The sequence below is a fragment of the Streptomyces sp. NPDC026377 genome (genome assembly GCF_055567715.1).
This window is the reverse complement of sequence record NZ_JBVHPV010000012.1, coordinates 179,638-191,907: the sequence shown is the minus strand read 5'-3', so window position 1 is coordinate 191,907 and position 12,270 is coordinate 179,638. Positions and strand designations below refer to the sequence as shown.

The following is a 12,270-nucleotide window of genomic DNA, read 5'->3' as shown; positions in this document are numbered from 1 at the left end:
AAGCCATGGGAATCGACGTGGTCGTCGAGGGGCTCACCAAGGCCTTCGGACGGCAGACCATCTGGCAGGACGTCACCCTGACCCTGCCCGCCGGGGAGATCAGCGTGATGCTCGGCCCCTCCGGCACCGGCAAGACGGTGTTCCTGAAGGCGATCGTCGGACTGCTCCGGCCGGACCGGGGCCGGGTCCTGGTCGACGGCGTCGACATGGCCAACAGCCGGGAGAAGGACATCTACGAGGCCCGCAAGCTCTTCGGGCTGCTCTTCCAGGACGGCGCGCTCTTCGGCTCGATGAGCCTCTTCGACAACATCGCCTTCCCGCTGCGCGAGCACACCCGGAAGAAGGAGTCGGAGATCCGCCGGATCGTCATGGAGCGCATGGAGGTGGTGGGCCTGGTGGGCGCCGAGCGGAAGCTGCCGGGCGAGATCTCCGGCGGGATGCGCAAACGGGCCGGGCTCGCCCGGGCACTCGTCCTCGATCCGCAGATCATCCTCTGCGACGAGCCGGACTCCGGGCTGGACCCGGTCCGCACCTCCTATCTCTCGCAGCTCCTCATCGACATCAACACCCAGCTCGACGCGACCATGCTGATCGTCACCCACAACATCGACATCGCGACCACCGTCCCCGACAACATGGGGATGCTGTTCTGCCGCGAACTGGTCGCCTTCGGGCCGCGCGAGGTGCTGCTGACCAGCGACGAGCCGGTCGTCGAGCAGTTCCTCAACGGGCGCAGGGCCGGTCCCATCGGCATGTCGGAGGAGAAGGACCGGGCGACCCTCGCCGAAGAGGCCGCGCACGCCCCGGCCCTCGGCCCGCCCGCCCGGCGCACCCTCGCCCCGCAGCTCGAACCCACCCCCGGCCTGCCGCCCCGCCGCGCGGTCCAGCGCCGCCGCGCCCGGGTGCGCACGCTCCTCGACGAGCTCGCGCCCGCCGCCCGCGCGGCCGTCGAGGCAGACCTGCGGGGCACGCCACCGGGCGGCCTCGACAGCACGCTCGTACGGACCCGGCCCCTGCGCACCTACGAGGGCGGGGGGCTGCGGTGACCGCCCCCGCCGAGTCCGGACCCGGGCCCGCCGGAGCGCCGGCGCCCCGGCCGCCGCTGCGCGTCCTCGACCCGCTGCGCGAGATGGGCAGGCTCTTCGCGCTGGGCCTCACCGTCGTACGGCTGACCTTCCGGCGGCCCTTCCAGACACGGGAGTTCGTCGAGCAGTTCTGGTTCATCGCCAGCGTCACCATCCTGCCCGCGATGCTGGTGACGATCCCGTTCGGCGCGGTCATCGCCCTCCAGGTCGGCTCGCTCATCCAGCAGTTCGGCGCCCAGTCCTTCACCGGCGGCGCCAGCGTGCTCGTCCTGGTCCAGCAGGCGAGCCCGCTGATCGTGTCGCTGCTGATCTCCGGGGTCGCGGGCTCGGCGATCTGCGCGGACCTGGGCGCACGGACGATCCGCGAGGAGCTTCAGGCCATGGAGGTCATGGGCGTCTCCCCGGTGCAGCGGCTCGTCGTGCCCCGGGTCCTGGCGGTCATGTCGGTCGGACTGCTCCTCAACGGTCTGGTCTCGGTGGTCGGGACGCTCGGCGGCTACTTCTTCGCGGTGATCGTGCAGCACGGCACCCCGGGCGCGTACCTCGCCGGCTTCTCCGCGCTCGCCCAGCTCTCCGACCTGCTCATCGGCGAACTCAAAGCCGTGCTCTTCGGGTTCATCGCCGGGGTGGTCGCCGCCCACCGGGGCCTCAGCCCCAAGGGCGGCCCGAAGGGCGTGGGCGACGCCGTCAACCAGTCCGTCGTCTTCACCTTCCTGATCCTCTTCTTCGTCAACATGGTCCTGACGGCCCTGTATCTGCGGCTCGTCCCGGCGAAGGGGCTCTGACATGGCGCTCCTGGACCGGGCCCGAGGCCGTACGCGAGAGGACGGCGCACCCGGCACACGCGAGCCGGGCAGATGGCTGAGGTGGCTGGACCGGCCCGGCGACGAGGCGCTCTTCCACCTCCGCGCCCTGCTGTGGATCCCGCGCGCGGTCCGCCGCTACCCCAAGGAGGTCCAGCGCCTGTTCGCCGAGGTCACCTTCGGCAGCGGGGGCCTGAGCGTCATCGGCGGCACCGTCGGCGTGATGATCGGCATCACCGTCTTCACCGGCACCGTCGTCGGCCTCCAGGGGTACGCGGCGCTCAGCCAGATCGGCACCGACGCCTTCACCGGGTTCGTCTCCGCGTACTTCAACACCCGCGAGATCGCCCCGCTGGTCGCCGCGCTCTCCCTCTCCACCACGGTGGGCGCCGGCTTCACCGCGCAGCTCGGCGCGATGCGCATCAACGAGGAGGTCGACGCCCTGGAGAGCATGGGCGTACGGCCCCTGCCGTACCTCGTCTCGACGCGGATCGTGGCGGGCACGGTCGCCATCGTCCCGCTGTACGGGATCGGGCTGCTGGGGTCGTTCCTGGCGTCGCGGGCAGTCACCGTCCTCTTCAACAACCAGTCCACCGGCACCTACGACCACTACTTCCACCTCTTCCTCGCCCCCACCGACGTGCTGCTCTCCTTCCTCAAGGTGCTGGTCTTCAGCGTTCTGGTGATCATGGCGCACTGCTACTACGGCTACCGCGCCACGGGCGGCCCGGCGGGTGTCGGCGTGGCCGTGGGCCGGTCGGTGCGGACCGCGATCGTGCTGATCAGCGTCGCCGACTTCTTCCTCAGCCTGGCGCTGTGGGGCGCCACGACCACGGTGAAGGTGGCGGGATGAGCGCGCCCGTACGGGAGCGGCCGACGGTGGCCCCGGTCCGGGCGCGCCCGGCGGACTCCGTGCTCGCCCGCCGCCGCAGACTGGCCGGTCTGCTCTATCTGCTGCTGCCCCTTCCGCTGGTCTGGCTCTCGCTCGCCTTCTACCACCACGACTTCGAGGACACCGCCCGCGTGACCGTGGAGGCAGGTTCGGTCGGTGACGAGATGCGTCCGCGGGCCGACGTGAAGCTGCGGGGCGTGGTCATCGGCCGGGTCGAGAAGATCGACACCGACGGCGGGACGGCCCGGCTCACCCTCGCCATGAAACCGGGGCAACTGCGCCGGGTGCCCTCGGACGTGTCGGCCCAGCTACTGCCCACCACGCTCTTCGGCCAGCGCTATGTGGCGCTCGTACCGCCCGCCCGGCCCTCCGCGAGGCCGCTGGCGCCCGGCAGCGTCATCCCCCGGGACCGCAGCCGCAACGCCGTCGAGCTGGAGACGGCGCTCGACCACCTGCTGCCGGTGCTCACCGCCGTACAGCCGCAGAAGCTGTCGGCCACGCTGACGGCGGTGGCGGACGCGCTGCGCGGACGCGGCGACAAGCTCGGCGCCTCCCTGGAGCAACTCGACGACTACCTGGGCAGGTTCAACCCGCTGCTGCCCGTGCTCAACCGGGACGTCAGGGAGTTCGTCCGGGTGGGCGAGGGGTACGCGCGGGCGGCGCCCGACATCGTCGACGCGCTCTACGACGCGACCACCACCAGCGCCACCCTCGCCGCCGAGCAGCGGCGCCTTGCGGCGGTCTACGGATCGGTGACCACCTCCTCCAGGGACCTCACCACCTGGATCCGGCAGAACCGCGACAACCTCATCCGCGTCACGGCCGCGAGCCGCCCCACCCTGCAGATCTTCGGCCGGTACGCGCCCGCCTTCCCCTGCACCCTCAAGACCCTGGCCGACTTCGTCCCCGCCATGGACCGGGCGCTCGGCAAGGGCACCGACGAGCCGGGGCTGCACGTGGACGTGACAGTGGTCCCCGACCGGGGCGCCTACCGCCCGGGCCACGACACACCGGCCTACACCGCCGGGGGCGGCCCGGCCTGCTACCCGGTGCCCTACGGCGGCGGCCAGGCGTCCGGGAGGGCTCCCACGAGCGCCGCCGCGCCCCTGGCGACCGTGGGCGGCGGACTCGGCGTCGCCAACTCGCCGCAGGAGAACACCCTGGTGAACGAGGTGCTGGCGGCCGGGGACCGGAGGATGCCCGCCACCTTGCCCGACTGGTCGAGCGTGCTCGCCGGACCGGTGCTGCGCGGCACGGACGTGAGGCTGCGATGAACCCGCCGACGACGGGCACGACGACGGAGGCGAGGACGAGGTGAACCGCGCGCCCCTCACCGGACCGCTGATCAAGTCGGCGGTCTTCGTCCTGGTCACGGTGGTGGCGACTGCCGTGCTGGCCCTGAGCATCAGCGACACGGGCGTGGGCGACAAGGACACGTACAAGGCGTGGTTCACCGACGCCACCGGGCTCACCGAGGGCGACTCGGTCCGGATCGCGGGCGTCGAGGTCGGCCGGGTCGAGTCGGTCGAGATCGTCCAGCGGCGGTACGCGCAGGTGCGGTTCTCCGTCCGGCGGGGCCGGGCCCTGCCCGCCTCCAGCACCGCCGCCGTCAAGTACCTCAACATGGTCGGCCAGCGCTATGTGGCGCTGGAACGCGGCGCCGGCCCGGTCGGAGAGCCGCCGCTGCGGCCCGGCGGGACCATCCCGCTGCGCCGCACCTCGCCCGCCCTGGACCTCACCCAGCTCTTCAACGGGTTCCAGCCGCTCTTCCAGGGCCTCTCCCCGGCCGAGACCAACAAGCTGGCCGGTTCGGTCGTCCAGGTCCTCCAGGGCGAGGGCCCGACCGTGGAGAGCCTGGTCACCAGCATCGGATCGGTCACCAGCACCCTCGCGGCGAAGGACGCGGTGATCGGTTCGGTCGTCGACAACCTCACCACCGTGCTGCGGACCGTCAACACCCGTGAGAGCCGGCTCACCGGCCTCATCGACACCCTCGACGAGCTGGTCTCCGGCCTCTCCGGTGACCGCAAACCCATCGGCCGGGCGGTCAGCTCGCTGGCGGCCCTGACCACCAGCACCGCGGGACTGCTGGACGAGGGCCGCGAGCCGCTGCGCGGCAGCATCGACCAGCTCGGCCGGGTCTCCGCCACTCTCGCCGACAACAGCCCGCTGCTGGAGGAGTTCCTGCGCCGCACCCCCGCCAAGATGCGGGCCCTGACCGGCGCCGCCTCGTACGGGAGCTGGCTCAACCTCTACCTCTGCGAGGCGAGGGTCACCGGCGTCGCCACCGACGACGGCAGCCCGCCCCCCACCGGCATCGCGATCAAGGACCGGAGGTGCCGCCGATGACCCCCGTACGCATCCGTGGACCGCGCCCGCCCGGGGCCGCCCGCAGACCGGTGGCCGAACGGCACCCCGTGGCGATCGCCGTCGTCGGGCTGCTCACCATGGCCCTGATCGGCCTGCTCGTCTACGACGTCGAGGCGCTGCCGTTCGTCGGCGGCGGCACCCGCTACACCGCCGACTTCAAGGAGTTGGCAGGGCTGCACCCCGGCGACGAGGTCCGGATCGCGGGCGTGAAGGTCGGCGAGGTGAAGACGGTCGGGCTCGACGGTCCCAAGGTGAAGGTGGGGTTCACCGTCAAGGACGCCTGGGTCGGGGACGCCAGCACCGTCGGCATCGCCATCAGGACGCTCCTGGGCTCCAAGTACCTCGCGGTCGACCCGCGCGGCACCGGGTCCCAGGACCCCCACCGGCGCATCCCGATCACCCGCACCACCTCACCCTACGACGTGCTCGACGCCCTCGACGGGCTGGGCGAGACGGTGGGCGAGCTCGATACGCGCACCCTCGCCAAGAGCTTCGAGACGCTCTCGGCCACCTTCCGGGGCACCCCGCCCAAGGTGCACAAGGCGGTCACCGGGCTGGCCGATCTGTCGCTGGCCATCGCGAGCCGGGACGAGCGGATCACCCGGCTCCTCAAGGGCACCGACCAGGTCACCAGGACCCTGGACGGCAAGAAGGACCGGGTGCGCGACCTGCTCACCGAGGGCGGGCGCCTCCTCGCCGAGGTCGGCTACCGCAGGGACGCCATCCACGGGCTGCTCACCGGCGCCCAGGAGCTGAGCGTCCAGCTCAGCGGTGTCGTGGCGGACAACCGGGCCCGGCTCGGCCCCGCGCTCGACTCGCTCGGCCGGGTCACGGCGGTGCTCTCCAGGAACAAGGCGAGCCTCGACCGCGTCCTGGCGCAGGCGGGCCCGTACTACCGGCTGGTCGGCAACACCCTCGGCAACGGCCGCTGGATGGACAGCTATCTGTGCGGCCTCGTCCCCCCGTCGTACCTGCCCCCGGGCACCGCGCCGCCCCGCGGCTGCATGCCCCCGAAACCGGCGAAGGGAAAAGGGAGTTGAGACTCTCACGCATCGCACCGACCAGGGTGCGCGGGCTCCTCGTCCTCGGCGTCGCCTTCACGCTGCTGCTCGCGGGGACCGTCTCGGCCGTCGCCGTGCGCGTCCTGGGCGACGACGGCGCCCTGCGCCTCACCGCCTACTTCGACCGCACGGTCGGCGTGCACGAGGGGTCGGACCTGCGCGTGCTGGGGGTGCGGGTCGGCAGCGTCGGCCGCATCCGCCCCGAGGGCACGCGGGTGCGGATGAGTCTGCGCGTGGACAAGGGCGTACGGATCCCCCAGCTCGTCCAGGCGGTCGTGGTCGCCCCCAGCGTCGTCTCCGGCCGCTTCGTACAGCTCAGCCCCGCCTACAGCGGCAGCGGACCGGTCCTCGCGGACGGCGCGGTCATCCCGCGCGAGCGGACCGCGACCCCCATGGAGATCGACGAACTCGCCGACAGCGTCAGCGCCCTCGTCGACGCGCTCGGCCCCACCGGCGCCAACAGCAAGGGCGCGCTCTCCGGCCTCATCGACACCGCCGCGAAGAACCTCAAGGGCAACGGCGACGCCGTCGGCCGTACCGTCCAGCAGCTCGGCGGCGCCGCCAAGGTCCTCGGCGGCTCCAGCGCCGACCTGGTCAGGACCGTGCGCCAACTCCAGTCGTTCGTCACCATGCTGAAGGAGAACGACGGTACGGTCCGCACCACCGAGCAGCAGCTCTCCGACGTCACCACCTTCCTCGCGGGTGAGAAGGACGACCTCGCCGCCGCACTGCGGCAGCTCGGGACCGCCCTCGGCCAGGTGAAGACCTTCATCCGCGACAACCGGGGCAGGCTCAGGCAGCAGGTCGACCGGCTCGCCACCCTCACCCGCTCGCTCGTGGACCAACGCGCCTCCCTGGGCGAGGCTCTGGACACCCTGCCGCTCGCCGCCGCCAACCTGGAGAACGCCTACAACCCGGCCATCCGCACCATCGACGGCCGCGCCGACCTCAACGAGCTCGGCCCGCTGCCCCTGCCCGCCGCCGAGACCTACGGGAGCCGCGCGCCGGAGGCCGGGCGATGAGGCGGGGCGCGGCGCGCGCGGGTCTCGCGCTGTGCGCGGCGGCCGTCGTCACCGGGCTCGCGATCACGCCGGGCGGCCTCGGGTTGCCGTCGTTCCGCGGCATCGAGGACCTGCCGCTGCCCGGCGGCGCCGACCTCGGCAGCCACCCGTACCGCGTCACCGCCGTCTTCAGGGACGTCACCAGCCTCTTCCCCCAGTCCGCCGTGAAGGTCAACGACGTTCCCGTCGGCCGGGTCGAGAAGATCACGGCGGGCGGCGACGACTGGCTGGCCCGGGTGACCATGCGGGTCAACGGCAAGGTGCGGCTGCCCGCCGGCGCCTACGCCAATCTGGAGCAGTCCAGCCTGCTGGGCGAGAAGTACGTCCAGCTCGTCGCCCCCAAGGATCTCGCCCCCCGCCCCGACCTCAACGACACCGCCGGCCCGCGCACCACCGGCCCGCGCACCGCCGCCGCCACCCGTGACCTCGCGCCGCTGGCGGACGGCGACGTCATCCCGTTGGCGCGCACCAACCGCAACGCGGAGGTGGAGGAGGTCTTCGGCGCCCTGTCGATGCTGCTCAACGGCGGCGGAGTGCAGCAGATCAACACCATCACCCGCGAGCTCAACCGCGCCCTCGACGGCCGCGCGTCCTCGGCGCGTTCCGTCCTCACCCGGATCAGCGCCTTCGCCAAGGACCTCGACACGCACCGCGGCGACCTCACGGACGCGCTCGGCGCCCTCGACCGGCTGTCGTCGACCGTGGCCGCGCGGGACGCCCGGGTCGGCACGGTGCTGGACCGGCTCGGCCCCGGCCTCACGGTCCTGCGCGACCAGCGCGGCTCGCTCGTCACCATGCTCAGGTCCCTGGACACGCTCTCCACGGCGGCCGTCGGCACCGTGGAGCGCACCCGGGCCGACCTGGTGGCCGACCTGCGCGCGCTCGCCCCCACCTTGAAGGGCCTGGCCGACGCGGGCCGGGACCTGCCCGCCTCGCTCCAGGTGCTGATGACGTACCCGTTCACCGACGAGGTGCTCAGCGGAGTCAAGGGCGACTATCTGAACGTCTACCTCAAGGTCGCCGCCGCCCCCGGCACCCTGATCCTGCCCGAGCACACCACGCCCGCGCCGACCGGGAACACCCTGCCACTGCCCCCGGTCGGGGAAGGCGGTGTCCGGTGATCACCCTCGGCACGCACATCAAGAACGTCGCCTTCCTGCTGCTCGGCGCGCTGGTGCTCGGCTACATCGCGGTGACCTACGCGGACCTCGGGCGCTTCGTCGGCGCGCCCGGCTCGTACACCGTACGCGTCCAACTCGGCGAGACCGGCGGCCTGTTCCCCGGGGCAGGAGTCACCTATCGGGGTGTCGACGTGGGCCGGGTCCGCGGTATCGCGCTGACCCGGGACGGCGTGGAGGCGCGCCTCGCCATCGACGACGGCACCCCGCCGATCCCCGCCGACCTGGACGCCAAGGTGGCCGGTCTGTCGGCGGTGGGAGAGCAGTACCTCGACCTCGCTCCCCGCACCGACCGCGGCCCCTACCTCCACGACGGCGACACCGTCGCCCGCCGGGACACCAGCACGCCCGCCCCCATCACCCGGCTCCTGACCGGCATCGACTCCCTGGCCGCGTCGGTGCCGACGGACGAGCTGCGTACGGCCGTCGACGAACTCGGCAGAGCCTTCGCCAACCAGGGCACCAACCTCCAGGTGCTCCTGGACTCGGGCAGCCAGTTCCTCAACGCCGCCGACCAGGCCCTGCCCGCCACCACCCGACTGCTCACCGACGGGGAGACCGTGCTGAGAACCCAGGCCGACAGCACCCGTGCCCTCACCTCCTTCGCCACCGGGGCCCGCACCCTCGCCCGGCGTCTGAAGGACTCCGACTCCGACCTGCGCCGGGTCATCGACGAAACACCGGACACGGCCGACGAGTTCACCGCGCTGCTGCGGGACACCGACCCCGGTCTGAGCGTGCTGCTCGCCAATCTGACCACCACCTCCGAGCTCCTGGTGACCCGGCAGCACGGCACCGAGGAGCTGATGGTGCGGCTGCCCCGGGTGGCCGCCGCGGGCTCCAGCGCGGTCGGCCCTGCCGGGGTGGACTTCGGCATGGTGACCACCTTCTTCACACCCCTGCCCTGCACGAAGGGGTACGAGGGCACCCGCTACCGCGACGGCCTCGACACCTCCCCGAACACCCGGGTGAACACCGGGGCGCGCTGCACCTCACCGGCCGCGAGCGGCCAGAACGTCCGGGGGTCGGGCAACGCCCCCAGGGGCCCGGTGCCCGCGCCGGCGGTGCCGGGCTCGCTGTCGGGCTCCTCGACGGGGTCGCCCACGGGCTCGCTGACGGGCTCCGGCGGGGCGAGCGGCGTGCTGGGCGCGCCCTCCGTGCCGCCGGACAGCCCCACGGGCCTCGCCGGACTGCTGGGGCTGGGGGAGTGAGGGCATGAGAGTCCGACGGCTCGCCTGGACCCTGGGACTGGTGCTCGCCCTGGCCCTGTGCGGGGTGTCGGCGTGGACGTACGCCCGCGCCCGGGGCGACGGCGATCTGGCGTACGCGCACAGCCGCGACGCGGCACTCGCCGACGGCCGCCGCCACCTCGCCCGGCTGAACTCCCTCGACGCCCGCGACGTCGACGCGGACCTGGCCGACTGGCTGGAGGCGACGACCGGTCCGCTCGGGGACGAGCTGCGCGCGACCCGCGCCAAGAGCGCCCAGGTCCTCAAGGAGCAGGGCACCACGACCCGCGCCGAGGTCACCGACGCGGCCGTCACCGAGCTCGACACCCGCTCCGGCACGGCCAGACTCATCGCGACCGTACGCGTCGAGGCGCGGCCCCGCACGGGCGCCCCGGCCACCGACCGCAAACGCTTCGAGGCGGGCCTGGCGCGCACGGGCCACGGCTGGAAGCTCACCTCCCTGACCGCGGTCGCGGTCGGGACGGGCTGAGGGGAGGGGCGACGATGACCACGACCGAGAAGCAGCCGGATACCCCGGCGCCCGCCGCCGAGGACCGGCCGAAGAGCGCGGCCCCCGCCCCCGGAGAGGGGCGGGACACCACGGTGGCTGCTACCGAGGAGCGGCTGGACGCCACGGACCCCGCTCCTGAGGAGCGGCCGGACACCACGGACCCGGCCGCCGAGGAAGCAGTCCCGGCCCGTCCCCGTACGCGCCGCCGCCTCCTGCTGCCGCTGCTCATCGCGGCCCTGCTGGCTGCGGGCGGAGTCCTCTCGCTGCTCGCCGGGCAGTCGAGGCACGACCCGGCCACCGCCAACCGCGCCCTGACCGACCGCGCGGCGACCGACGAGGTGCTGGCGGAGGTGGGGACGGCCGCGACCAGGGTGTTCAGCTACGACCCGGCCACCCTGACCCGCACCCGCGACGAGGCGCGCGTGCTGCTGCGGGGCCAGGCGGCGAAGGAGTACGACGCGCTCTTCGCGCAGGTCCGCCGACGCGTGGCGGAACAGCGGCTGACACTCACCACCAGGGTCGCCCGCGCCGGGGTCACCCGGCTCACGGCCACCCGTGCCGAGCTGCTGCTCTTCCTCGACCAGACCGGTGTGCGGCGCGGCGGCAGCGCGACGACGGTGGCCGCACAGCTTTCGGTGTCCGCCGCGCGCGAGGGCGGCCACTGGCGGATCACAGCGATCAAGGCCCGCTAGGGCGAGTGGGGAGGTGCCATGGCACGGAGGACATCGGCCACGCGCGGACGGCCGCCGCTTACGGCAGCAGCCGGGCTCGCGGCAGCGCTGGCCTGCGCGTTCGCGGTGTGGACGGGAAGTTCCTGGTACGCGGAGGCACATGACGAGCGGGCCGCGTTCTCCCGTACCAGGGACGAGGTGCTGCAAGCGGGGGAACAGGGCGTGCAGAACATGAACACCCTCGACCACGGCGACCTGGCCCACGGCCTCGACCTCTGGGAGGAGTCGGCCACCGGCGACCTGCTCAAGGAACTCAGGGACAGCAGGAAGCAGTTCGCTCAGCAGGTCGAGAAGGCCGGAACCACGACCACCGCCAAGGTGCTCTCCGGCGCGGTCACCGAACTCGACGAACGGGCGGGCCGGGCCCGGGTGATGGTCGCGACCCGCGTCACCGTGGTCGCCGCGGACCGGCGGACCAGCACCAAGGACAGCCGGATGCTCGGCGAACTCACCCGCACCCCGCAGGGCTGGAAGCTCAGCAGGCTGGGCCAGGCGCCGGTCGGCGACGCGGCCGCACCCTCCGCCGCCCCGTCCGGCGGTACGACCACCCCCAGCGGCAGCTGACCCGGAGGCCCGCGATGTCGACCACCCGCCACCTCGTCAACCGGCAGCGCCGCCTGGCAGCGGCCCGCCCGCCCGTCCCCCGGCCGACCGGTCCCGGGACCGCCGATCTGGGCCAGGCCCCGTCCGAGCAGGCCCCCTCCGGGCAGCGCCGGACACCCGCCCCCCGGCGTACCGCACGCGCAAACCCCGGCCCCGGCCCCGGTCCCAGGCCGCCCGTGGCCCGGCCCGTCAGGAGCCGGTTCCTGCCGTGGCCCACGGCCCTCGCCGCCCTGGCCGTACTGCTCTCCGCGTTCTCCGTCCTCGCTTACGTCCAGGGGGGACGCGGCGACAACGACGGCGCCGGGCACAACACCGCGCTGGCCGACACCGCCCGGACCAGCGAGGTGAAGGGCGCCGTCGAGGAGGCCGTGCGGGGGATCTTCTCGTACGACCACACCGACCCGGCCAGGACCGAGGCGGCGGCCGCGCGCCTGCTGACCGGCGCGGCCGTGACGCAGTACCGGAGCCTGATGGGGCCGGTCCGCGAGCAGGGGCCACGGCAGAGACTCGTGCTGACCACCACGGTCACCGACAGCGGCGTCGAGGTCGTCGACGGGGACCGGGCCCGTGTGCTGGTCTTTGCCGACCAGGCGAGTACCCGTACCGGCAAGGGCGGTGGCACCACCGTCGCCGCCGCGATGTTCGCCGTCGACGCGGTCCGCCGGGACGGCGCCTGGCGGATCGCCTCCCTCGACACCTTCCAGCGCGCACCGGGCGCCCCGACCGACCAGGGCAAGGAGTGAGGG

13 protein-coding genes are annotated in these 12,270 nt (G+C 73.3%); all 13 read left to right on the top strand.

From position 1 onward, the window contains the following. The first annotated feature begins 5 nt into the window (after window positions 1-5). The 13 genes from ACZ4MU_RS24395 to ACZ4MU_RS24335 are packed head-to-tail and all read left to right on the top strand — an operon-like array spanning window position 6 to window position 12,267. Window positions 6-1,046, top strand: a complete 1,041-nt coding sequence (locus tag ACZ4MU_RS24395) for an ABC transporter ATP-binding protein (protein ID WP_467880266.1) — start codon at window positions 6-8, stop codon at window positions 1,044-1,046. Next, window positions 1,043-1,870, top strand: coding sequence for an MlaE family ABC transporter permease (locus ACZ4MU_RS24390; protein ID WP_467880263.1), 828 nt, complete (start codon window positions 1,043-1,045; stop codon window positions 1,868-1,870). The genes ACZ4MU_RS24395 and ACZ4MU_RS24390 overlap by 4 nt, the downstream gene beginning before the upstream one ends. Window position 1,871: 1 nt before the next feature. After that, the gene (locus tag ACZ4MU_RS24385) at window positions 1,872-2,741 is read left to right on the top strand and encodes an MlaE family ABC transporter permease (RefSeq protein WP_467880260.1); all 870 of its coding nucleotides are present in this window, start codon (window positions 1,872-1,874) and stop codon (window positions 2,739-2,741) included. After that, window positions 2,738-4,054 (top strand): MCE family protein, encoded by a 1,317-nt coding sequence (locus ACZ4MU_RS24380; RefSeq protein ID WP_467880257.1) that lies wholly within the window; start codon window positions 2,738-2,740, stop codon window positions 4,052-4,054. Before ACZ4MU_RS24385 ends, ACZ4MU_RS24380 begins: the two co-directional genes overlap by 4 nt. A 40-nt stretch (window positions 4,055-4,094) precedes the next feature. Continuing rightward, on the top strand, window positions 4,095-5,129 hold the full coding sequence (locus tag ACZ4MU_RS24375; RefSeq protein WP_467880254.1) for an MCE family protein: 1,035 nt from the start codon (window positions 4,095-4,097) through the stop codon (window positions 5,127-5,129). Beyond that, complete coding sequence (locus ACZ4MU_RS24370) at window positions 5,126-6,190, top strand: MCE family protein (protein WP_467880251.1); 1,065 nt, start codon at window positions 5,126-5,128, stop codon at window positions 6,188-6,190. The genes ACZ4MU_RS24375 and ACZ4MU_RS24370 overlap by 4 nt, the downstream gene beginning before the upstream one ends. Continuing rightward, window positions 6,187-7,233 carry an MCE family protein gene (locus ACZ4MU_RS24365; protein WP_467880248.1) on the top strand — a complete coding sequence of 349 codons (1,047 nt, stop codon included), beginning with the start codon at window positions 6,187-6,189 and terminating at the stop codon, window positions 7,231-7,233. Before ACZ4MU_RS24370 ends, ACZ4MU_RS24365 begins: the two co-directional genes overlap by 4 nt. Next, window positions 7,230-8,393: an MlaD family protein gene (locus ACZ4MU_RS24360; RefSeq protein ID WP_467880245.1), complete on the top strand. Its 1,164-nt coding sequence runs from the start codon at window positions 7,230-7,232 to the stop codon at window positions 8,391-8,393. Before ACZ4MU_RS24365 ends, ACZ4MU_RS24360 begins: the two co-directional genes overlap by 4 nt. Continuing rightward, entirely contained in the window at window positions 8,390-9,661 is a 1,272-nt protein-coding gene (locus tag ACZ4MU_RS24355) for an MlaD family protein (RefSeq protein WP_467880242.1), read from the top strand. The genes ACZ4MU_RS24360 and ACZ4MU_RS24355 overlap by 4 nt, the downstream gene beginning before the upstream one ends. Before the next feature lie 4 nt (window positions 9,662-9,665). Continuing rightward, complete coding sequence (locus tag ACZ4MU_RS24350) at window positions 9,666-10,169, top strand: hypothetical protein (RefSeq protein WP_467880239.1); 504 nt, start codon at window positions 9,666-9,668, stop codon at window positions 10,167-10,169. Between the two features lie 14 nt (window positions 10,170-10,183). Continuing rightward, window positions 10,184-10,882 carry a hypothetical protein gene (locus ACZ4MU_RS24345; protein ID WP_467880236.1) on the top strand — a complete coding sequence of 233 codons (699 nt, stop codon included), beginning with the start codon at window positions 10,184-10,186 and terminating at the stop codon, window positions 10,880-10,882. A gap of 18 nt (window positions 10,883-10,900) precedes the next feature. After that, on the top strand, window positions 10,901-11,485 hold the full coding sequence (locus ACZ4MU_RS24340) for a hypothetical protein (RefSeq protein WP_467880233.1): 585 nt from the start codon (window positions 10,901-10,903) through the stop codon (window positions 11,483-11,485). Window positions 11,486-11,499: 14 nt separating this feature from the next. Next, complete coding sequence (locus ACZ4MU_RS24335) at window positions 11,500-12,267, top strand: hypothetical protein (RefSeq protein WP_467880230.1); 768 nt, start codon at window positions 11,500-11,502, stop codon at window positions 12,265-12,267. The last annotated feature ends 3 nt before the right edge of the window (window positions 12,268-12,270 follow it).

Excerpts from the sequence above, each read along its gene's own strand:
- ACZ4MU_RS24335 (WP_467880230.1), top strand. The coding sequence starts at position 11,500 with ATGTCGACCACCCGCCACCTCGTCAACCGGCAGCGCCGCCTGGCAGCG.
- ACZ4MU_RS24395 (WP_467880266.1), top strand. The coding sequence starts at position 6 with ATGGGAATCGACGTGGTCGTCGAGGGGCTCACCAAGGCCTTCGGACGG.
- ACZ4MU_RS24360 (WP_467880245.1), top strand. The coding sequence starts at position 7,230 with ATGAGGCGGGGCGCGGCGCGCGCGGGTCTCGCGCTGTGCGCGGCGGCC.
- ACZ4MU_RS24385 (WP_467880260.1), top strand. The coding sequence starts at position 1,872 with ATGGCGCTCCTGGACCGGGCCCGAGGCCGTACGCGAGAGGACGGCGCA.
- ACZ4MU_RS24345 (WP_467880236.1), top strand. The coding sequence starts at position 10,184 with ATGACCACGACCGAGAAGCAGCCGGATACCCCGGCGCCCGCCGCCGAG.
- ACZ4MU_RS24340 (WP_467880233.1), top strand. The coding sequence starts at position 10,901 with ATGGCACGGAGGACATCGGCCACGCGCGGACGGCCGCCGCTTACGGCA.
- ACZ4MU_RS24370 (WP_467880251.1), top strand. The coding sequence starts at position 5,126 with ATGACCCCCGTACGCATCCGTGGACCGCGCCCGCCCGGGGCCGCCCGC.
- ACZ4MU_RS24350 (WP_467880239.1), top strand. The coding sequence starts at position 9,666 with ATGAGAGTCCGACGGCTCGCCTGGACCCTGGGACTGGTGCTCGCCCTG.
- ACZ4MU_RS24380 (WP_467880257.1), top strand. The coding sequence starts at position 2,738 with ATGAGCGCGCCCGTACGGGAGCGGCCGACGGTGGCCCCGGTCCGGGCG.